The sequence below is a fragment of the Acinetobacter legionensis genome (assembly GCF_048551735.1).
GTDB lineage: Bacteria > Pseudomonadota > Gammaproteobacteria > Pseudomonadales > Moraxellaceae > Acinetobacter.
The window spans coordinates 162,877-185,349 of the sequence record NZ_JBIMBV010000002.1 but is presented as its reverse complement, the minus strand read 5'-3'; the positions used below and the strand labels follow the sequence as shown (position 1 = coordinate 185,349).

The following is a 22,473-nucleotide window of genomic DNA, read 5'->3' as shown; positions in this document are numbered from 1 at the left end:
GAGGTAATACATGACGGATAAGTCAATTCAAGAGTTAGCGGTCAGCGTAGGACTTCCTGTTGCAAAGCTCCTTGATCAGGTGCGTGAAGCTGGATTGCCACAAAAACAGGCTGAAGATAAAATTTCTACTGAACAGCAAGATGTTCTCGTGAACCATTTGAAAAAAGCACATGGTCAAGATACGGGACAAGCAGGACAAATCACGTTGAAACGTAAAACGACAAGTACGGCTAAAGTTGCGAGTACTTCAGGTAAAGCGAAGACAATTAACGTAGAAGTTCGTAAGAAACATACGTTTACTAAGCCAGATCCTGAGCAAATCAAAGCGGAAGCTTTGGCTAAAGCTCAAGCAAATGCTCAAGCGACGTCAACTCAAAAAGTACAGCAAAATACTGTTGTGGCTGGAGTTGAAAAGACTGAAAGCTCAGCGAAAGCGAATTTAGAAAAAATGCGTGCTGCTGCAAAACAACAAACTGCTGCAAAAGAAACACCAAAAGCAGCTGTTGTTGTAAAACGTAAATCGACCAATAAGCCGATTACTAAAGCAACAGTAAAAACAATTGAAACCCCTGAGCAGAAACGTGCACGTGAAGCTCAAGCAGCACAACTGAAAGCGACTGAAGAAGCAGCTCGTCGTAAGTCGGCAGAAGAAGCTCAACAGCGTACGCTTGAGCAAATGCGTCAAATGGCGTCTAAGTATTCTTCTGATGAAACTGCGACAACGATTCGTGTAGTTGATGATTCACCGTTGGCTGCAGGTTTGGTTGGTCAAGCATATGAAGACTCATTTGCAAAAGAAGACCGTGAAATCAAACGTGGTACCAATACTGCAAATACACGTTCTCCTAAGAAAGGTGGTCGTCGTGGTCAGGAAGAGCAATCTTTCAGCCATAACCCGCATAAACGTGGTTTAAAAACCAGTCAAGCGAATAAACATGGTTTTGAGAAACCAGTTAAAAAGCAAGTTTATGACGTTGAAATTGGAGAAACTATTGTTGTTGCAGACCTTGCAGCAAAAATGGCAGTTAAAGTTCGTGAAGTAATTAAATCACTGATGAAAATGGGTGAGCTTGTTACTCAGAACCAAGCCATTGAGCAAGAAGTTGCGGCATTAATTGTTGAAGAAATGGGTCACAACCCAGTTCGTGTATCTGATACACAAGCTGAAGATAACTTACTTGAAGCAGCTGAAGAAGCACGTGGTGCACAAACAACACGTGCGCCAGTTGTGACAATCATGGGTCACGTTGACCATGGTAAGACATCGTTACTGGATCGTATTCGTCGTGCCAAAGTTGCGCAAGGCGAAGCGGGCGGGATTACACAGCATATTGGTGCTTATCACGTTAAAACGGATAAAGGAATTATTACTTTCCTGGATACGCCTGGACATGCTGCATTTACTGCAATGCGTTCACGTGGTGCCAAAGCGACTGATATCGTGGTACTTGTTGTTGCAGCGGATGACGGTGTAATGCCACAAACTGCGGAAGCAATTGACCATGCACGTGCTGCGGGTACTCCAATTATTGTTGCAATCAATAAAATGGATAAAGAATCAGCTGATCCAGATCGCGTATTGAATGAATTGACAACCAAAGAAATCGTGCCTGAACAATGGGGTGGTGACGTACCAGTTGCAATGGTTTCAGCACACTCAGGTCAAGGTATCGACGAACTTCTAGATTTGATTTCAATTCAAGCTGAAATGTTAGAGTTGAAAGCATCTGAAGAAGGTGCTGCACAAGGTGTTGTGATTGAAGCACGTGTAGACAATAGCCGTGGTGCGGTAACGTCTATTCTTGTTCAAAATGGTACCTTGAAAGTAGGTGACTTGGTTCTTGCGGGTGCATCTTACGGTCGTGTTCGTGCGATGACCGATGAGAATGGTCAACGTATTCAATCTGCAGGTCCTTCAATTCCAGTTGAAATTTTAGGTCTTCCAGAAGCGCCAATGGCGGGTGATGAAGTTCTTGTTGTTAATGACGAGAAAAAAGCACGTGAAGTTGCCGATGCGCGTATGGACCGTGAGCGTCAAAAACGTCTTGAACGTCAAAGCGCAATGCGTCTTGAGAACATCATGGCATCAATGGGCAAGAAAGATGTGCCGATTGTAAATGTTGTTCTTAAAACTGATGTACGTGGTACCTTGGAAGCACTACATGTTGCACTTGCTGATCTTGCAACTGACGAAGTTAAAGTACGTGTAATCGGTTCGGGCGTGGGTGCAATCACTGAGTCTGATGTGACCCTTGCTGAATCTTCAGAAGCGGTACTTCTTGGCTTTAACGTACGTGCAGACAATACCGCGCGTCAAAAAGCAGATGCAGATGGTATCGACATTCGTTACTACTCAATCATCTATCAACTTATTGATGATGTGAAAGCAGCAATGAGCGGAAAACTTGCACCTGAACACCGTGAAACAATTTTGGGTGTTGCAGAAGTTCGTGAAGTATTCCACTCAAGTAAGTTTGGTGCTGCTGCAGGTTGTATGGTGCTCGAAGGTGTATTACATCGTAATAAACCAATCCGTGTACTACGTGATGATGTTGTGGTATTCCAAGGCGAGCTTGAATCTCTTCGTCGCTATAAAGAAGTGGTTGAAGAAGTTCGTGCTGGTATGGAATGTGGTCTTGCAGTAAAAGGTTATAAAGACATCAAAGCACTTGATAAAATCGAAGTGTATGATGTTCAGTTGATTAAACGGAGTCTTTAATGGCGGGTAGTCAACGTCTTAAGCGTATGGCGGATACGGTACAACGTGAGTTGTCAGAACTGATTCGCCAAGAGCTTAAAGATCCTCGCTTAGGTGGTCTTGTGACCATCTCTGCGGTGAAAGTGAGTCCAGATCTGGGTTATGCAGAAGTTTACGTTACCGTGATGGGGCGTGAACTTGGCGATGAGCAAAGTGAAGTGGCAAATAAAGAAACTTTAGATGTCTTAAATAAAGCATCTGGTTTCTTACGCCACGAATTAGGTCGTCGTATCAAAACTCGTATAACGCCACGTTTGCGCTTTCATTATGATAAAACCAATGCCTATGGTAACTATATGTTTGGTTTAATTGCAGAAGCAGTGAAAGATTTGCCTGAGCAACAAGACGAAGAAGAAAAGTAAACTTAAACAATAAGCCACCTGAGGGTGGCTTTTTTGTATCTTTAAAAGATGTTTAAACTCTAAATGAATAATTTAAATAAAAATAAAAAAATAAAGCTAAAAATTTATCTGCTGATGATCAGATTATAATTTCATGAGTAAAACACTAGATCAGCTTGATCAACGCGCAGAGTTTTTGGGCGATAGCAATGCAAAGTGAATTTAGTCAGGTCTAGATAATTTTAAACATTTAAAAAGGTTTTGGTTTAAAGCATTCTTCAGCAATTTCTATCAAACATGCAAAAATTTAATTGTCTCGTCTTTGGCTAGGTAGCAGAAATTAAACAAAACTTTGCCTTAAACTGTATAGAATGCAGAGATATCAACAAATACAAATAAATATCTTTGAGGAATTGGCAATGAATTCAATGAAAAAAGGTTTAGTTGCACTTACACTGGCAAGCACCTTAGCTTTTTCAGGTTGTGGCTATAACACTTTGCAAGCTAAAGATGAGTCTGTAAATGCGGCATGGTCTGAAGTTGAAAACCAATATCAACGTCGTGCAGATCTAGTCCCTAACTTGGTGAATGTGGTTAAAGGTTATGCAACCCACGAAGAAAAAGTTTTAACTGAGGTGACTGAGGCACGTGCCAATGTCGCAGGTTTAAAAGTAGACAAAGAAGTATTGAACGATCCTGAATTGTTTAAAAAATATCAAGAAGCACAATCACAAATGACAGGTGCATTATCACGTCTTTTAGCGGTGACAGAAAATTATCCAGATTTAAAAGCCAATGAACAATTCCGTGATTTACAGGTTCAATTGGAAGGGACTGAAAACCGTATTAGTACTGCACGGACACGTTATGTTGCATCTGTTCAAGATTACAATACCTATGTGCGTCAATTCCCTCAGGCAATGACTGCTAAAGTGATTGGTATGAAAGCTAAACCGAACTTTAGTGCTGAAGCAGGTGCATCGAAAGCGCCAACAGTTAATTTTAATTAATGATGTGATTTTATTTCTCTGTCTTTAACGCTTGAGATAAAAGATAGTGGGAATATTTTTCATTATTCAATAAAAGGTGAACTATGATTGAATGGCGAGAAAAATCAGTAATGAAAAACATGAGTACAATATTATTTGTATTTTTTGGACTGATGCTTTCTGTTCAATCGAGTGTTTGGGCTGAAACAGCGACAGCCACAGATGAGCAAGAGGTACAAGACGCAATTGTTTTGGGTAAAGTTGTACCCAATACCAATTTGCCCAATGTGATCGGCTCAAAACCCACAGATGCTCAAAAACAAACACCTACCACACAGCAAGCACCTCAAACTTCCTCAAAAGATTTACCACAAGTTGCCAATGATATGGCAGAGGGTGAAAGTGCTCGAAATATTCCCACATTAAACCAGCCTGTCGTTGATCAAGCGAATGTTTTATCTGCAGCTGAAAAGCAAAATTTAGAACAACAAATTCGTGATATTTATCGCCAAGGTAAAGCACAAATTGGGATTATCATTGTTCCAACCACAGGGCAAGAAGGTATTTTTGATTTTGCTATGCGGGTTGCTGAGCAATGGAAGTTAGGTTCAGCAAAACAAGACAATGGTTTATTGATTGCTGTTGCAGTCAATGATCATAAAATCCATATTGCAACAGGCTACGGTTTGGAGGGTGTACTCCCCGACATTGTGGCCAGTCGGATTATACGCAATCAGATCACACCGGACTTTAAGCAAGGACAATATGCTCAGGGTTTACAGGCGGGTGTCAATGAAGTTGAGCGTATTTTAAACCTTGACCCTGAAATTGCCAAACAAGCCGCAGATGAGCTAAAAGAGCGCCAAAACCAAGCGTTGCAAGAACAAGAAGCCAAGGATCGAACCTTGACCACAGCTATGGTGATTTTGGTGATTGGTATCTTTGCATCATTTATTGTGGGCAATCGTTTAAGCGCGGCTGTTGCAGGAGTAACAGCAACCGCTGCAGGACTTATTTATGGCTCAGGGATTGTAATGAGCTTAGTTTTGGGTTTTGGTATATTCTTTTTGTTGATTACATCACTGGCACAACTGATTTTCCAAATGTTCTTATCTAGTGGTGGGCGTGGTGGAAGCAGTGGAGGTGGTGGTTTTGGCGGTGGGGGAGGCTATAGTGGCGGCGGTGGTGGTTTCGGCGGTGGAGGAGCATCAGGCTCATGGTAACAAAAACAGATACAACAGCAATTGTGACTGAACCGAAGTTACAGGAACAGGTACAACCGAGCTTTAAACGTTGGTTAAAGCACGTTTTATATATGCCTGCCTCGAAACGCTATTTTTCAAAGCAAGATCAGCATGCAATTGCACAAACGGTGAAGCAAGCAGAAGAAGGCCATGTCGGTGAAATACAAGTGGTGATCGAGGGGCATATTCCAAGTCATCAGGCTTATCATCAAAATACACGGTTAAGGGCACAACAATTGTTTGCTGAATTGGGCGTGTGGGATACTGAGTATAATAGTGGTGTATTGCTGTATTTAAACTTGTGTGAAAAGACAGTCGAAATTGTGATAGATCGTGGTATTTATCAAGCTACTACACAGCAAACGTGGCAACAGATTTGTGATGTGATGATTGCTGAACTGAAAAACAAAAATTATCGAACTGCAGTGAGTAATGGTGTTTTAGAAATTGGTCAAATTTTAAATTTATTTTACGGGGATAAATATAGTCAAATTGATAATGTAAATGAATTATCAAACAATCCAATCATTGTGAATTAATTTTATTCTCGGTGACAATAAATGTCACTTTTTTACGTTTAATTACGTAAAAATATAAGCAGTAAAAAAAACCTTGTAAAGCATTACATTCTCTCTAAAATCAAAGAGTCTCGACTGGTTGTTGATTTTTTCCACAAAAAAGAACAGCCATATAAATTGCTCAAAAGCTATAAAAATTTTTAAAACATTGGAGAAATGTTATGAATGCTCAAAAAGGTTTTACCCTGATTGAATTAATGATCGTTGTTGCAATTATCGGTATTCTTGCTGCGATTGCGATTCCTGCTTATCAAAGTTATACACAAAAAGCAAATGACGCATCTTGTTTATCAGAAATGAAATCTTATTCAGGTTTATTTGTTGCGGAAAAAATTGCTGAAAGTGGTTCTATAACGAACTTACCAGCTGATACTACTTTAACACATTGTACATTTACTGCTCCTACTGCTTTAACTGAAAATACATTAACTGCTACTGCTAAAAAAGGAACAAATAAAAGTATTACATGTGCTGTAGGTACGAGCGCTGCTTGTACAATTGCGCCATAATATTGTTATATATTTAAAAAGGTACTTCGGTACCTTTTTTTAATTTTTATCATATCTTAAATATAATTTTTTACTATATAATGTGAATTATATTGATTGATTTAATGACATAATTTTAATTAATAGAAAATTACATCTCTTGTTTTTAGTAAACTAAAATAAATCATAACTGTATTTTAAGAGAATACTTGTTAAATCTGATATTATTTAAGATATACTTGTATAAAATGTTATAATTTCGATTGTGATGTAAATTTTTTTAAAATAAAATAATAAGTTTATCTTTATGGGTGAAATAAAAATATGTCATTTAACTTTATTATTGAACTTTATTTTTATCTTATTACCTATAAAAAAATGTGGTTTTTTTGATAAACACTTTTTTAATTTATATATTGCTATTTGTAAATGAATGTATTAGATGTAATTTCTTAAATTTTACAGAGAATTATAATAAATTAACAATTAATGTTATAAAGCGACATTTTTTTTCAAAAATATCAGAATTTATAAAAATTATATTTATTCTAAAATATTCATGTTACTTTTGTTTTATAGACAATAATCTTAATGATTTATTATTATGAAAAATATAAATGGTTTTACATTAATAGAACTGATGATTGTTATTGCGATTATTGGTATTCTTGCTGCAATTGCAATTCCCGCGTATGAGAACTATACAAAAAAAACAAATGATGCAGTTTGTTTGTCTGAAATGAAGTTCTATGCATCATTATATGTTTCTGAAAAATTATCTGAAAATGGAAGTTTAACAAAATTACCTTCTATAAGTGAGCTTAGGCATTGTAATTTTGAGGCGCCAACTAGCTTATCTCTCACAAATCTGATTGCAACGGCTATTAATGGGACAGGTAACACAATTAATTGCAATGTTAATAATGAGGTGGCTTGTGAAATAAACTGATTGTATTTTATACAGATTTGAATTTTAATAAATAACAGCCATCTCAAATAAAATTTCAAACAAAATGCATTCTATGTAGTCATTCCTTAAACAAAAAATGTTAGAAACGCTATAATAGGTTCAGTTTTTCTGTTCACTTTTCATATGAAAGCCATTCCTTATCTTCTTTCAGCCGTCTTGCTTTTACTTGCTTGGCTTTTACCGATCCATAAAATGCCTTGGACAACCATTGGTAGTGAAGAACTGACTTTTCTATCTGCTTTGGTGTTGCTCAGTGCTTTTCTAAATAAAGACTTAAAAATTCCAAAACCGCAACTGCTTATATTGCCTGTATTGGCGATTCCATTGATTCAATGGGGCTTTGGCGAGATTTTGTATTTAAGTAATGCGTTGCTTTGCACAGCCTATATTGCAATGTTTTGGTTGATGCTGGTTGTCGGTTATAACTTGGCAATAGGTGAAAAAGGTCAAAGAGAACAAGTCTTTAAAGTATTTAGTCTTGTGGTTTTTACGGGGGCGATACTTTCAAGTTTTATTGCAATGACCCAATGGTTAGGCGTAAACGAATATTTTAGACCATTGGTCAATTTGCTCAATGGTAATCGTCCCTATGCAAACTTTGCCCAGCCGAATAATCTGGCGACGTTTATGTGTATGGGGGTATTTGCATGTTTATATTTTTATGAAAAGAAGATACTGCCAAATTACATACTCGGGCCATCCACTTTTATTTTTCTATTCACCATTGCGCTGACTCAATCACGAACTGCTTGGGTGGTGTGTTTGTTCACATTGATTTATTTGACCATTAAGCAATTCGGTCAAACTAAGCGCTTTGGGTTTATCAAATTACTCGCATGGTCTGGTGTGTTTATTGCGTTGATTACATGCTTGCCGATTCTGAATCAGTGGATTGCATCTGTATCAACCCAAGACGTAGCACAAGCAAATTCAGTGGTCGAGAGAGCAACATCAGGTTATCTCCGTTTAGATATGTGGAATCAAGCCCTCGTTGCGATTTCAGAAAAGCCATGGTTTGGGTACGGTTGGAATCAAACAGGGATGGCGCAAATCGCCGCTTTTGATTTATATCCATCACATGAATGGTATAAAACAGCACATAACGTGATTTTGGATTTACTGATTTGGAATGGTATTCCGATTGGTGGATTGATTATTGTTTATGTCGCATGTTGGTTGTATTGGTTAAATAAAGGGATTAAAGATGCAGTTTCAATTGCCGCAAGTTTGATGGTCTGTGCTATTTTGATTCATGCTTTATTGGAATACCCAATTCACTATGCATATTTCTTACTTCCTTTAGGTTTTTTATTGGGGATCATCCAAGCTCAGTATCCTCGTTTGCCTACAGTGAACTTAAAGTCTTCGATTACAGTGAGTATTATTGTGATTGGTTTGGTCTTGGTGGGAGTGATTTATCGAGACTATATTTTATACCGCCAACAAAGTGTATTCGTAAATAAGAAAACACCGTTAAGTGCTTCACAGCAAGCAGTGATGAATCAAGATATTTTGTTGCTGACGCAATTTAAAGAACGTGTCTGGTGGATTGGTCTAAATCCATATAGCAAAATGTCGGATCAGCAGTTGCAATATATGGGGCGTATGGTGGCAAACTTAGCTTCGGCATATGATATTCAGAAATATGCACAGGTCTTGGCTTTTAATGGTAAAAAAGCTGAAGCTGAACATCAGTTATGGATTCTAAAGACACTGCATGGGCAAGAGAAATCATATCAGGATCTATTACCTGTATCTGTTGCAGGAAAATAATACCCTTTCATAAAAGTGAATTGTGATGACTGTAGTGTTTGCATCGCTACATTTTGAAATAAAATAAAAAATCCCCCAATCAATTGGGGGATTCTTTTGTGATATTTAAAAATTAATTAGAGTTGGCTTTGAATATAATTTTCTATACCAACACTTTCACTTAGATCTAGTTGGGTCGTTGTCCAATCCCAAAATTCTTCTTCTTTCTCAAGAATTTCTTGAACAAGATCACGAGTCACATAATCTAAGTTGCTTTCAGCCAGTTCAACAGCTGTTTTCAATGCATCTATGTTTTCTTTTACTTTACGTACATCACAGTTTAAAACTTCAACCGTATGTTGACCAATATACAACTTTCCTAAATGTTGAAGATTAGGCAAGCCTTCTAAAAAAAGAATACGTTCAATGATCTTATCCGCATGCTTCATTTGGCGAATAGATTCTTTGTATTCAGCCGAACCAAGTTTTTCGATTCCCCAATCATTAAACATACGCGAGTGTAGAAAGTATTGGTTAATCGCAGTCAAGTGATGGTAAAGCACTTGATTGAGTTGATTAATTACATCTCGATTGCCTTGCATATGGCTAAAACTCCATTCTAATTGTGTACCTTAAAGTGAATTTAAACTGAGTCATTGAAATTTAATGATTAAGGTAATTCGATATGGCTCTATATTAATCAACTTTTTAGAGGGTTACGAGTAGTTTATGGAACGGCAAATGAAAATCGCAATCAAAAACAGTAGGGATGTCGTTTTGGCTAAAAGAGATTGATTAAAAAACGAACCCGCCTTGAGTCGAAGCGGGGGAGGAGAATGATCTGGGGATCATTAAAAAACTTATTTATTGTCGTTATTTATATAAACTTTTTATGCTTGAATCTTTGGATTTAAAACTATGCGGCAACAGAAATACGTGCTGCAATAAGTGATAGCTCTTCATTGATAATGCTTTTTGCTTCAGGAGCACAGCGACCACAGCACGTGCCTAAGTCTAATAATTCACGTACTTCACGGTAGCTCTCTGCACCATTTGCCATTGCATCTTTGATATCTTGATCTGTAATACCACGACATAAACAAACGTACATGAAACTCAACCCTAAGGTTAAATGCGATATCTAATATTATTGATAATTGTTATCATTTGTCAATGGAATTAATTTGAAATATCATTAATCTTTATTGGCTTTTTGAATAAAAAAATACCACCTGATCGGTAGTATTTAGTTTTATTTTTTAAATTATTTAAAATCAAATGTTTAATATTTGACTGCTATTATTGAGGAATAATGACAATGCCATCCATTTCAACCAACGCATTTTTAGGTAATGATGCAACACCTAATGCTGCACGTGCAGGGTAAGGTTGAGCAAAATATTCGCCCATGATTTGATTAACCAATTGAAAGTTTGATAAATCAGTCAGAAAAATATTGAGCTTTGCAATATCTGCTAAAGAACCACCTGCGGCTTCACACACTGCTTTTAAATTATCAAAAACCCGTCGAATTTGCGCTTCAATGCCTTCAACCAACTCCATGCTATACGGATCTAAGCCAATTTGCCCTGATAGATATAATGTATTGTCTACTAAAATAGCTTGTGAATAAGTACCAATTGCAGCAGGGGCATTTTCAGTATGGATCACTTGGCGGGACATTGATTTCTCCTTGATTTCAAATCATTTCATCATAAAGGATGAATAGCATGCAAAGTGCATCGAAGACTCTCGATAAACATTACAGATCTTAATTTAGCACGCTTTTGCTTTTAGCGCCTCGTTAATTGAAACGGGCATGGACATCCGACTAATTCGAGGAAAACCAAATTGCATACGTAATTCACGAATGATTTGCGCAATTTGTTTACGATTATTGACCACGATATTCACATAAGTTTTATCTTCATGAGAACGGACTGATTCAACCCCAGTTTTTGCTTTACGACATAAGTAAATCAATTCTGAAATTTGTTCATCAGTTAAAACAAGGTCAATACTCAAATAAGCATTGAAGTTAACATCGTCTTCTTCTTCCGACGTCCAGTGCAAAGACATGATGTTTTCTGGATGTAAATGTTGCTCATGCAATAAATTATGACAACGTGCACGATGTACAATTAAACCACGACGAGATAAATGTCCTTGAATTGGATCTCCCAATACAGGGTTACAACAGTGCGCATACTTAACATCGACACCATCGGTACCTTGAATCAAGCGCTTAGAAGCGTGTTCCTCAGTGGTTTTGGATTGAGCAAATAAATGATTGGCGACTAGTTGCGGTAGTAGGTCACCGACTGCAATTTGTTCAAATAAGGTGTCTTTATTAGTTACGTGGCGCCACTCTAATAAATCCTTCCAATCAGCTTCAGACAAGTCTTTAGTTGAGCGACTAAATAATTTTAAAGCACGGTTAAGCGCTTGTTGCCCCACTAAACGTTGTTCATCGGGATCTTGGTCACGCAAGATGTTCTGAATCGCACGACGTGCTTTTTGGGTATTAATAAAACTTAACCAGTCTGGATTTGGTGTTGCCAATACATCGGTAATAATTTCAACCACCTGACCACTGACTAAAGGTGTTGAAAGGGGTTTAATTTCACCATTAATTTTAGCACCAACAGCATGGTTACCTAAAAACAGACTTGCTGAATACGCAAAATCAACTGCTGTAGCACCTTGAGGCAATTCATGTAGCTGTCCGTGTGGTGTATAGACCCAGATTTTTTCTTGATGTAGATAATCAAGGAGGTCGCTAAATGTAGTCTTTGCACACTCTCCCCCGACAAGAATATCTAAATTCTTCATCGACGCTTGAATCGCTGAACGACATGCCTGTGGAGCGTTTTCACCAAGAACCACCCCAAAGCGCGCTGCTTTGCGCATCAGCTCGGTTTGAATGGTTAAAGATAGTGTTGTGCGCTCACCTTTGAGTTTGATCATCAAAGATTGGTTTCCGCCTGGTAATGGCCGACGGATATGATCTTCATAATCGATGACTTGGAAATTTTCTCGTAAGGCATCAACCAATCGGTCACAATCGGCAATGCTTTGTAAAATAATTTCGAAAGCGTGGCTGTGGGTGAGTTCCTGTAAGTCAATTTCGTTTTTTACAAAGTGGCGTAATAGTTCGATATTGTTATTTTTCTTTTTGATGCGCCCTTGAATATTATAATTATTGAGCAGTTCAGCTAAGTTTTGTTCCCAAACAGATTGATATTTACAGCGCTCTGGTTTGGTTTTGAGTAAATTTTCTTGTACATCATTGTACATATCGAGATCGAGATTTTGATAACACAAATGTTCTAAGTTATCCGCCATCTCATTCATACCGACAAGGCGTGCCATGGGAACAAAAATATCAAAGGTTTCTTGCGCAATTCGTGCTCGTTTATCTGGGCGTAAAGCACCCAGTGTTGTCATATTATGATAACGATCAGCGAGTTTGATAATAATGACACGTGGGTCTTGTAAGGTGGCTTGTAGAATCTTACGAAAAGATGCTGCTTTATTATATTCTTTATCACTGGAATGGCTGAGTTTGGTCACACCATCGACCAATTCGGCCACGGTTTTACCAAATTTTTCAGAGATATCTTCTTTGGTGAAATCAGTATCTTCAATCACATCGTGTAATAGTGCTGCCATGAGTGTTTCAGCATCCATACGCATATGTGCCAAAATACAACTCACCGCAATCGGATGTAAAATATAGGGTTCACCACTTTTACGTGTAATACCATCATGCGCAATATCAGCATAATCACAAGCCGCAAGTACTCGCTCGACATCGCTTGGTTTTAAGTAAGCGTCGATAATTACATTCAACTGTTGCTTGGATTGGCTGACCTGTTGGCCTGGCATAGAACACCTATCTTAAATTACAAATTTGAAATATTTTTCCTAATGCTTTAATGAAAAGCATATTGAGCCGCTTGTCAATTTCTAGACATCAAATATATCTATTTTTTTTAACAAATAATTTGAATTTTGTCGATTGATTGGCAAAACTTTTTGCAAAATAACTGAAATAAAAAAGCCTAGTTGAAAAACTAGGCTTTTTATAAAGGCTTAGCTTATTGGAAAGAAAAACCTTCAAGATTAAGATTGTTTGCTGATAAAGCAAGGTCAAGACTAGACGTTTGGTAATCTTGATCACGTTGCTTCAAGATATCTTTAGTCACATGACCAATCGCAATTTCACGTAATGCAACAACAGTCGGCTTGTCATTGTCCCACTCAACAGTCGGTTCAATGCCTTGACGTGCCAATTGACGCGCGCGTTTGCTTGCCACTAGTACAAGCTCAAAGCGGTTGTCCACATGGTCTAAACAATCTTCAACGGTTACGCGTGCCATAAGAGTTCTCGTTTGAATACAAATTTTTTAAATAGACTGTGCAGTATAAAATGCTTTCACTATAGACTCAAGTTTTAATCGAAGCTTATTTAGAAAGCATTGAAATACGATTAAGACTGGGGTGTAATCAGTTTGGTAATTAAAGCTTGATGACGATTTGCCTGTTGATCTATTTTTAAGCGGTTGGCATTGATCACAGATTCCAAATCATGTAACGCTTTATTGAAATCATCATTGATAATGATGTACTCAAAATTGACATATTGTTGCATGTCTTCCACCGCGCAACTTAAACGATGCTCAATGACTTCAACCGAGTCTGTACCACGATTTGAAAGACGCTGACGTAAATCAAATTGAGTAGGAGGGAGGATGAAAATTTGTTTAGATTCAGGAAAAAGTTTACGAACCTGTTCTGCACCTTGCCAATCGATCTCAAGTAGCACATCATGGCCTTTCGCCAATTGGTCTCTTACCGTTGTTTGCGCAGTACCATAATAATTACCAAAAACTTCTGCATATTCAATAAAACCACCTTGATTCACTTGGTCAAGAAAGTTTTCTTTAGAGGTAAAGTGATAATGAACACCGTCGAGTTCGCCAGGTCGCTGACCACGAGTCGTATGTGAAACAGAAACGTGTAAATTGCTCACACGCTCAAGCAGCGCTTTAACGAGAGATGTTTTGCCTGTTCCTGATGCCGCAGAAACGACAAACAATAGACCCGACATGATATTTTTCCTGATATGATAAAATATCTTCTCTATTTTAGAGTAGAGCGAACACAAACAAAACTGTTTTTACACATTGTTTGTGTTTAATCGATAAAATATATCCAACCATTGAAGTGAGCATTGAGGGTTTTATGGAAATTGTATTGGCTAATCCGCGTGGATTTTGTGCAGGTGTAGATCGTGCAATTGCCATCGTCAATCGTGCGCTTGAATGTTTTAATCCACCTATTTATGTACGTCATGAAGTGGTTCACAACAAATTTGTGGTTGACGATCTACGTCAGCGTGGTGCAATTTTTGTGGATGAGTTGGATGAAGTGCCTGACGATAATATTGTTATTTTTAGTGCACATGGCGTATCTAAGGCAGTTCAACAAGAAGCAGAGCGCCGTGGATTAAAAGTCTTTGATGCAACCTGTCCATTGGTCACCAAAGTACATATTGAAGTCACGAAATATGCCCGTGAAGGAACTGAAGCAATTTTAATTGGTCATGAAGGTCACCCTGAGGTTGAAGGTACCATGGGGCAATATGACAAAAAAAATGGTGGTGAAATTTACTTGGTTGAAGATGAAGATGATGTTGCTTCATTAACAGTACATCATCCTGAAAAAATAGCCTTTGTGACCCAAACAACCTTATCTATAGATGATACTGCTAAAGTGATTGATGCTTTACGCAATAAATTCCCTCAAATTCAAGGGCCTCGTAAAGATGATATTTGCTATGCCACACAAAATCGCCAAGATGCTGTGCGAGATTTAGCCACACAATGTGATGTGGTGTTGGTTGTTGGCTCTCCAAACTCATCAAATTCGAATCGTTTACGTGAGTTGGCTGAACGTATGGGCAAGCATGCTTATCTTATTGATAATGCAGATGAGTTACAGCAAGAATGGTTTAACTCAAATCATAAGATTGGTGTGACAGCAGGGGCATCTGCACCTGAGATTTTAATTAAGCAAGTAATTCAACGTTTACAGGACTGGGGTGCGACCGCGCCACAAGAATTAAATGGTCGTGAGGAAAACATCACATTTAGTTTGCCAAAAGAGCTACGGATTCATGTAACTCAAGCTTAAATTTAAACTTTATTTTTTAAGCAGATAGCTGAGATTTCAGTTATCTGCTTTTTTATGCCTTTCGTCCAACTTGTATTGGTTTTGTAAGTATTTAAGCTATGATTTTTAATAGGGTAAAGTTTTGTTGCAATGGGGAGTAGCAATGCAAAATAATCGGGGATTCACCTTAATTGAGTTAATGGTGACGATTGCTGTTCTGGCAATTGTTGCATCGATTGCAGCACCCTCTTTTTCAAAGCTCTTAGCAACCTATCAGGCAAATAAAAGCAATGAAGAGTTAATGAAAGCACTAAAAGAAGCGAAGAGCCGTGCATCATCAATGAAAATGTCTGTGATCGTTTGTCCAAATAAAGATGGCTCGAATCAGGAAATAACAAAGACACTTTGTTTAACCAAAGCAGGTGTTAGTAGCGCCAATGCTTCAAATTTCATTGATGCAAAACGTGTCATTTTAGCCAATATTGATAAGGCTGTTAGTGTTGGTGGTGACTTAAATGTTGTTTTTAGTGCTATTGGGTCATCACTTGATAATGTGCCGAGTACCAACTTAAAGGCAAGGAAAATAACAATATGTGGTAATAAGGAAATTACCGAAATAACAGTATCAGTTATTGGAATTGTATCCTCTAAAAAGAATGGAGCATGCTCATGAAGAATAAGAAGAATCAATTGGGTGTGGGGTTGGTTGAAGTTTTAGTTGCTCTGGTTTTACTTGCGATCGGGGTTTTGGGATTTACTGCTTTACAGTTAAGGGCGGTGGACGCGACTGGTGAAGCGCTTACAAGATCTCAAGCAACCCTAATTTTGAGAGGCTTAACAGAAAGTATTCGAGCTAATCCTAATGGTCAATCTAGTTATCCTGCTGCAGTAAAAAACTATATTGGAGTGGGAGAGAAGTCTCCGAAAAAAAAATGTTTTAATGCCACATGTACGCCAGCAGAAATGGCTGATTATGATTCATATTTGGCTGCTGATGCAGCATCAAAAATCGGTATTAGTATTACAATGACGGATTGTCCAGGGGTAGGCAGTACAATAAAAAGGCAATGCTTATTCGCTGCTTGGGATGAAACTGCATCGAAATTAAAAGCAAGTGATTATAGTGCTTGTATGAGTAGCACAGGAACGTATGTGTTTACTGCAAAATGCCTAATGATGGAGGCATATTAAATGAGATTCATGACGAAGCAAAAAATAATGGGACCTCAGAAGGGTTTCACACTAATTGAGTTGATCGTTGCTCTTGCCATTGGTCTTATTATTAGCGCTGCAGCTTTGCAATTATTCACAGGTGGTTTAATTACGGCAAAAATGCAAGAAGCAAGTGCAGAGTTACAAGATAGTGGTGTGTTCGGTGTTGATTATATTGCTAGAGATATTCGTCTAGCGAATTTTGGAAATGTAAATAATCCAGTGTTAGATACAACAACACCCAATGGCGGAATTATTTTTACCAGTGCTGATCCAGCTTTAGGCAAGGCAAATCTACAGTTAAAAGATGTAAGTGCGGGATTGTTAACAAAATCAGGAGGTTCTACTGGGACGAGTTCGAGTAGTGATCAACTAACAATTATGTTTCAAGCACCCAATAAAATGATGAATTGTGAAGGTAGAGAAGTAAAGGCTAGTGAGTATGTTATTCAACGTTATTTTTTAAGGACAGATAATGGTAACTTGGCATTGGCTTGTGATGCAAACACTCCAGGAAGTAGTGTCCCTTCTATTGCTGGATTAAATGATTCAAACAATGGTGAAGTGATTATGCCGAGAGTGGATCTTGTTAGATTTTACATTGGAGCAAAAGCTGGAAACAATTTTAGCTATTACACAATTGAGCAATTTAAGACTGCAGTAAAAGGGGCGTCCTCTCCCAATATACCTAGAGTTGTCTCGATTAGAATGATGGTTTTGGTTCGCTCTAAAGATCCAATAACAAATAAAAATATAGACCCCTCTAAAGAAAGCTTTAATTTCCCTGATGGTGAAGTGACTTTAACGGATAAAAACACCAAATATTTACGACGTTTATATACAACAAATATTGCTTTAAGAAATGGCTTAGGAGAGAAGATTTATGAAACATCGAACTAACCTAAGCAAGCAGAAAGGGTCAACGATTATCGTTGTTATGATGATGTTGTTATTTTTAACAATAGTTGGAGTAATGGCGATTCGGACCTCTATGACAACATTGAATATTGCGACAAATGCGCAAATTAGTCAGCTTTCAAGCCAAACAGCTGATACACCAATTAACCAGGTTTTTTTAGAGGATTTAAATAAGCAAGTGAATCTTTCAAGTGTTATAGGTAAGGCTTTGAAAGATGCAGATACAGAACCTGGTAAAGAATATGTATTTTGCTATAAACCTAGAGTGAGTACTCGTTTTGGTTCAGTTACATCTATGGCTGTACTTAGAAATGTGAGTTCTGATGTGGAGTTGGTTGAGGGAAGTACAGATAATTTTTGTAATTTAACCACTGACTTTGGTAGTGCAAGACGAGGTGTAGTGACTCAGGTTTCTATTAAAATTCCAACAGATACATCCGATTTGCCGCCTTTGGCATTACTTGCAAGAAATATTAATGTAAGTGGTGGACAAACAATTCCACAAGGGGTAACTGAGCAAAAACGTATTCGGATGACGACAGTAGCAGTAATGCCCATTTATGCTAAAAACTTGTCCGCTGCTCAAGCATGTTTAAAAGAAAATGTGAATGATAATTCAGATGCGGAATCTAGTGCTCTGCAAACAACAGCACAATGTCTCGTAAATCTTGGTATTCCAGTTAACAGCCAAGTCCAAGAGTTTAATTTACAAACATTTATAAAAATGGTTAAGGCGCCAGTATAAATTTAGGGGAATGTAAAATGAAATCTAAAAAGCTTACGGCCTCATTGAGTTATGCAGCCAAGCAAAAAAAATTAAATTTAGGAACAGTTGGATTTACTACGTTTGTCGGTACATTTCTGATTGTATCTTCTGTCACTCAAGCAAATGATTTACAGATTTATGCTGCACCTACAGCAGGAAAAAAGACGTTAGTGATGATGTTGGATACTTCAGGCTCTATGGCTGCTTTTGATGATGATAGGTGTTATAGGATTAGAACGGAGAATAAGACATCAACAGTACCTTATGAGCGTAAATACTGTACAGATTGGTATGGTACTAAAGTAGGCTATGATCGATTAACACGTTTAAAAGATGGAATGTTTGCATTTTTAAATAGTGATGAGGCTTCATTAAGACAAGTTCGTGTTGGTTTAGGGAACTATTCTACCAATGGTGATGGTCGGAGTGGTCAAATTTTGGTGCCTGCCAAAGAGCTAGGAGCAGTGAATTCTACACAAAGAACAGCTCTAAAAAATGCAATTAAAGATTTGACGGCAGGTGGTGTCACACCAACAGCCCATGCCTATGCAGAAGCAGCAGCATATTTAATGGGAACAAACACCTTACAATCCATCTATTTAAATAATGCCCCTTTCCTCTTTTCATATTATTACAGGGGGAGCCTTAGATATTCTCAATGTAATGAGTGGAATAATGCGGGAACAGATTGTATTTCTTGGACTGCAGCAAGTTCTACCAATACGAGTGGTTTAATAGCTCAAAAATGTAGCGCAAATGGCTATGATGATGGCACTTGTTATAATAAAACAGGTATTGTTTTATATGCCAATAGTGATAGTGGATTTACAAAATCTTCAAATGATACAAAAGTCGCTGATAATACAACCTATAACTCTCCACTTCCTGCTGTTGCTGATCGCCAAAGCTGTGATGGGCAAGGGGTGTATATTCTTTCCGATGGTGCGGCCAATTATACAACTGAAGCTAGATCAAGTCGCTTAATGGCAACCACGCTAGATACATTTGGTGATAATTTTAGTTGTACTGGCGGACTCGTAGAAGCCTATGACGGAGATAGTCCAGGTGGTTGGCGTTGTATGGGAGAATTTGCAAAAAAACTATTTAATAAAACCAAGAATCCAACAGGTGTCTCTATCCAAACTTCTTTTGTAGGTTTTGGTAATGAAATGAATGATCTGAGGAATGGCTATGTAGAAAATGCCTGTAGGCTTAGTTCCCGAACACAAGATGATCGAAAATCAGATGATCAATGTTCTCCTACAGCACCGAGTTATAAAACCCCTAACCCTGGTTATGGTAATGGCGGGTTTTTTATTGCTAAAGATTCAAGTGAAATTACCAACAGCGTAATTAAATTTATTGATAATTTAGGAAAAAATCTAATTAGTCCATTATCAACGGGGGCGATTTCTGTTCCTGTAGATGCCTTAAGTCCACAATCCTTCCAACCTTATGGATATTTGAGAGCTTTAGAACCAAAACCAGGGACTCAGAATATCACTTGGACGGGGAACTTGAAAAAATACAGTATTCAAGGTGGCGCTTTAAAATCAGGAAGCAACTTTGTTTTCCAAACCAATGGATTGCTCAATCCAAGTTCTCAAGATATTTGGAACAGTACCTCTCTAACTGATGGTGATGGTGTTACAGCGGGTGGTGTCTATTCAAAAATTAAATTACCAACAGTAGTAAGTCCTAATGGCTATAGACCGCTTTTTTCAGATATTAAAAGTGTCGCATCAGGTGGAGTAATTACTTCCACAGGTAAAAATTCAGATTTATTTTTAGTCACTCAATCTGCCACCACTGCAACAAATTTACTGGACAAGTTTAAGACAGACAGCAGGTTAAAAAATTTAACATTAGATATTCAGTTAAAATTATTAAATTATTTAGGTTATGACTTAAACCTAAGCTCTACACAGCTTCCAAATAGCCTAGATACCCCTAAAGATGCTTTCACATCTATGGGGGCAAGTATTCATTCTTTTCCAGTACAAATGACTTATAAGGGAACATTAGATGCAGATGGCAATTTAAAGTCTACCCGTGATCAGTCTGTACTTTATGGCAGTATGGAAGGTGCCTTACGTATCGTCAATTCTTTGACTGGTGAAGAGCAGATGGTATTTGTTCCTACTGAAATTTTGCAGGACAGTACTTTATCAAAAGCGCTAAGGAAAGATGAGTCAGATCTAAATGGTGTTACACAAGGGATTAATGGCGCTTGGGTTGCAGATTCAGATTATAAGGTGACTGGCGGAAATGATACAGAAACCTCAGTCGTTGCAAATAAAATGAATGTATATGGTGGTATGCGTATGGGGGGGAAAAGCTATTATGGCTTAGATGTCCTTAATCCAAGCGCACCTAAATTACTTTTCCGTATTCTTGGTGGGACAGGCGACTACACTCGTATGGGGCAAACTTGGTCTAAACCTGTACTAGCCAATATTCGATATAACAACCAAATTACTCGAGTGATGATTGTGGGTGGTGGTTATGATATGTGCTATGAGAATCCAAGATTTAAACTGAATTCATCAAATTCCAATACAGATTATCCATCTACCTCATGTAACAATAAAGCACAGGCAGATGGTAATGCTGTTTATATCATCAATGCAAAAACGGGTGAGAGAATTTGGTGGGCGAGTAATACTAATGCGAATACCAACAATGCAAATATGACCCATAGTGTGGTGAGTAGAATCAGTACTCTGGATCGTGATGGAGATGGCTTAGTTGATAACCTCTATTTCGGTGATTTAGGCGGGCAAGTATTTCGTGTTGATTTAAATAATGCCAAAAATACTCCAGTAGCATCCTTTGGGAAAAGAGTTGTTCGTTTAGGAAATCTTGCAACAAAAGCGGATGGAACAAGTATTACAAATGGAGATCAACCTCGTTTCTATCAACCACCAACGTTAACTGTACATGATGAAGCGGCCTCAACTTTTGTTATGGTTGGTATTGCATCTGGTGATCGTAGTACCCCCTTGGATGTTTCACCGAATAAAGGTCGTGAACTCATGTTACCTCTGAATGAGTTAACTGGACGTCCATCAAATAAAGTTTATGGACTCATTGATCGCGATATTGCTGATAGTGGGTTGATTACAGGTATCAAAGATCCTCAGACAGGTGTTTATAAAGACATTGATCTAAAATCTATTGATATTACTTTAAAATATTTAAAAGAAAATCCACAAAACATAACAGGTATCATTTCTTCGACTTTTTTCCCATACGCTAAAACAGGGATGCAAGGATGGTATCGTTCACTCTCTAGTGATCAGAATGGAAATCCGGTATCTGGTCGAACAGCTGGTGGGGTAAAAGCATTTGAAGAAGAACCTGTTGCAATGACAGGTAGGCTTATTGTTCCAGTTTATGACCCAGAGGGGACAGGTATTGTTGATAAACAAAACCCTTGTCAGCCTCGAATTATTGGTGAAAGTAATACTCAGCAGTTCTGTTTGCCGTATGGGGCTTGTTTAGATTCAAAAGGCGTCGTCGATTGGAACCTTGAAAAAAGTACTGGTTTTCAAATTGTAGATGGCAAGAACCAAAACATCTTAGGGCCTGGTATTCAAGGCATTACTTTTGGTCCAGATGATACTGGTGGTGGAAATAATACTGGTAATAATTGTGGTGCCTTAACTTTGCTGGGTTTACAACAAGGAAAAGGAAGATGGGAGTGTAATAAGATTTTAAACCCAATCCGATGGTATGAAAAATATGTTGAAGCTAAGAAGAATTAATCGATATGGAACTGTGACAAGCCAAGCTTGTCACAGGAATACTTATGGTTTTACATTAATAGAACTAATGGTTGTCATTGTTATCATTACAATTTTAGCAGCTATTATTTATCCAAACTATCAAGATCATGTTCGGCGGGCGGCAGCGGCGCAAGCTCAACAGGAAATGCAGAAAATTGCAAATCAGTTAGAGATATTTAAATCTAAGAATCTCACTTATCAAAATTTTGATTTAAAAAATTTATATAGTTCAAACTCGTCCGAAGTGATTTCAGTTCCTGTTGGATCAACTGGAGATAATATTAAATACAAAATTACACTTAACGATTTATCTAGTCAGAACTTATCGCTGATGAATTCAAGTGTATCTGGATTTGGTTGGGCAATAAAAGCAGAAAGTACAGACGTTAAAAACTATAATTTACTTATGACGAGTGAAGGGCTTCGTTGTAAAACCAAAGATAGTGTCACTTTTATAGCGTGTACAGGTAGTGATGTTACATCATGGTGAAA

21 protein-coding genes are annotated in these 22,473 nt (G+C 37.8%); 15 read left to right on the top strand and 6 right to left on the bottom strand.

Translation table 11 applies throughout. The features are described from left to right. Nucleotides 1-10: 10 nt before the first annotated feature. The 8 genes from infB (at nt 11) to ACG9ZL_RS02875 (ending at nt 9,141) form a co-directional block, all read left to right on the top strand. Complete coding sequence (gene infB, locus ACG9ZL_RS02910) at nt 11-2,719, top strand: translation initiation factor IF-2 (protein WP_336952302.1); 2,709 nt, start codon at nt 11-13, stop codon at nt 2,717-2,719. Next, a complete protein-coding gene (locus ACG9ZL_RS02905; RefSeq protein WP_336952301.1) occupies nt 2,719-3,120 on the top strand; it encodes a ribosome-binding factor A in 402 nt (133 codons plus the stop codon). Before infB ends, ACG9ZL_RS02905 begins: the two co-directional genes overlap by 1 nt. Nucleotides 3,121-3,518: 398 nt before the next feature. After that, a complete protein-coding gene (locus tag ACG9ZL_RS02900; RefSeq protein WP_151802279.1) occupies nt 3,519-4,109 on the top strand; it encodes a LemA family protein in 591 nt (196 codons plus the stop codon). Between the two features lie 119 nt (nt 4,110-4,228). Further along, nucleotides 4,229-5,311 carry a TPM domain-containing protein gene (locus tag ACG9ZL_RS02895; RefSeq protein WP_419359008.1) on the top strand — a complete coding sequence of 361 codons (1,083 nt, stop codon included), beginning with the start codon at nt 4,229-4,231 and terminating at the stop codon, nt 5,309-5,311. Further along, nucleotides 5,305-5,871 carry a TPM domain-containing protein gene (locus ACG9ZL_RS02890; protein WP_419359006.1) on the top strand — a complete coding sequence of 189 codons (567 nt, stop codon included), beginning with the start codon at nt 5,305-5,307 and terminating at the stop codon, nt 5,869-5,871. The genes ACG9ZL_RS02895 and ACG9ZL_RS02890 overlap by 7 nt, the downstream gene beginning before the upstream one ends. Before the next feature lie 200 nt (nt 5,872-6,071). Then, nucleotides 6,072-6,419, top strand: a complete 348-nt coding sequence (locus tag ACG9ZL_RS02885; protein ID WP_419359004.1) for a type IV pilin protein — start codon at nt 6,072-6,074, stop codon at nt 6,417-6,419. Nucleotides 6,420-7,002: 583 nt separating this feature from the next. Next, nucleotides 7,003-7,347, top strand: a complete 345-nt coding sequence (locus ACG9ZL_RS02880) for a prepilin-type N-terminal cleavage/methylation domain-containing protein (protein WP_419359002.1) — start codon at nt 7,003-7,005, stop codon at nt 7,345-7,347. A gap of 144 nt (nt 7,348-7,491) precedes the next feature. Continuing rightward, nucleotides 7,492-9,141 carry a PglL family O-oligosaccharyltransferase gene (locus ACG9ZL_RS02875; protein ID WP_419359000.1) on the top strand — a complete coding sequence of 550 codons (1,650 nt, stop codon included), beginning with the start codon at nt 7,492-7,494 and terminating at the stop codon, nt 9,139-9,141. Between the two features lie 116 nt (nt 9,142-9,257). Here ACG9ZL_RS02875 and bfr read toward each other — a convergent pair whose 3' ends face one another. From bfr to gmk, 6 genes are all read right to left on the bottom strand, one after another. Next, a complete protein-coding gene (gene bfr / locus ACG9ZL_RS02870) occupies nt 9,258-9,722 on the bottom strand; it encodes a heteropolymeric bacterioferritin subunit Bfr (protein ID WP_336952292.1) in 465 nt (154 codons plus the stop codon). Between the two features lie 314 nt (nt 9,723-10,036). Next, nucleotides 10,037-10,231 carry a bacterioferritin-associated ferredoxin gene (locus tag ACG9ZL_RS02865; protein WP_004718308.1) on the bottom strand — a complete coding sequence of 65 codons (195 nt, stop codon included), beginning with the start codon at nt 10,229-10,231 and terminating at the stop codon, nt 10,037-10,039. 188 nt (nt 10,232-10,419) lie between these two features. Continuing rightward, nucleotides 10,420-10,803, bottom strand: a complete 384-nt coding sequence (gene ridA / locus ACG9ZL_RS02860; protein WP_004718306.1) for a deaminase RidA — start codon at nt 10,801-10,803, stop codon at nt 10,420-10,422. Nucleotides 10,804-10,896: 93 nt separating this feature from the next. After that, a complete protein-coding gene (locus ACG9ZL_RS02855) occupies nt 10,897-13,008 on the bottom strand; it encodes a RelA/SpoT family protein (protein ID WP_419358997.1) in 2,112 nt (703 codons plus the stop codon). A gap of 212 nt (nt 13,009-13,220) precedes the next feature. Continuing rightward, a complete protein-coding gene (gene rpoZ / locus ACG9ZL_RS02850; protein WP_004718302.1) occupies nt 13,221-13,502 on the bottom strand; it encodes a DNA-directed RNA polymerase subunit omega in 282 nt (93 codons plus the stop codon). A 110-nt stretch (nt 13,503-13,612) separates the two neighbouring features. Then, the gene (gene gmk / locus ACG9ZL_RS02845) at nt 13,613-14,233 is read right to left on the bottom strand and encodes a guanylate kinase (protein ID WP_336952290.1); all 621 of its coding nucleotides are present in this window, start codon (nt 14,231-14,233) and stop codon (nt 13,613-13,615) included. Between the two features lie 134 nt (nt 14,234-14,367). On the opposite strand from gmk, the gene ispH reads away from it, so the two are divergent. From ispH to ACG9ZL_RS02810, 7 genes are all read left to right on the top strand, one after another. Beyond that, nucleotides 14,368-15,318, top strand: a complete 951-nt coding sequence (gene ispH / locus ACG9ZL_RS02840) for a 4-hydroxy-3-methylbut-2-enyl diphosphate reductase (RefSeq protein ID WP_419358995.1) — start codon at nt 14,368-14,370, stop codon at nt 15,316-15,318. 142 nt (nt 15,319-15,460) lie between these two features. Then, nucleotides 15,461-15,970, top strand: coding sequence for a pilus assembly FimT family protein (locus ACG9ZL_RS02835; protein WP_419358993.1), 510 nt, complete (start codon nt 15,461-15,463; stop codon nt 15,968-15,970). Then, nucleotides 15,967-16,488: a type IV pilus modification protein PilV gene (pilV, locus tag ACG9ZL_RS02830; protein WP_419358991.1), complete on the top strand. Its 522-nt coding sequence runs from the start codon at nt 15,967-15,969 to the stop codon at nt 16,486-16,488. The genes ACG9ZL_RS02835 and pilV overlap by 4 nt, the downstream gene beginning before the upstream one ends. A 9-nt stretch (nt 16,489-16,497) precedes the next feature. Further along, nucleotides 16,498-17,409 carry a PilW family protein gene (locus tag ACG9ZL_RS02825; RefSeq protein ID WP_419358989.1) on the top strand — a complete coding sequence of 304 codons (912 nt, stop codon included), beginning with the start codon at nt 16,498-16,500 and terminating at the stop codon, nt 17,407-17,409. Continuing rightward, on the top strand, nt 17,393-18,172 hold the full coding sequence (locus ACG9ZL_RS02820) for a pilus assembly PilX family protein (RefSeq protein WP_419358987.1): 780 nt from the start codon (nt 17,393-17,395) through the stop codon (nt 18,170-18,172). Before ACG9ZL_RS02825 ends, ACG9ZL_RS02820 begins: the two co-directional genes overlap by 17 nt. 17 nt (nt 18,173-18,189) lie before the next feature. Continuing rightward, nucleotides 18,190-21,960: a pilus assembly protein gene (locus ACG9ZL_RS02815; RefSeq protein ID WP_419358985.1), complete on the top strand. Its 3,771-nt coding sequence runs from the start codon at nt 18,190-18,192 to the stop codon at nt 21,958-21,960. After that, nucleotides 21,938-22,471 carry a type IV pilin protein gene (locus ACG9ZL_RS02810; protein ID WP_336952283.1) on the top strand — a complete coding sequence of 178 codons (534 nt, stop codon included), beginning with the start codon at nt 21,938-21,940 and terminating at the stop codon, nt 22,469-22,471. Before ACG9ZL_RS02815 ends, ACG9ZL_RS02810 begins: the two co-directional genes overlap by 23 nt. The last annotated feature ends 2 nt before the right edge of the window (nt 22,472-22,473 follow it).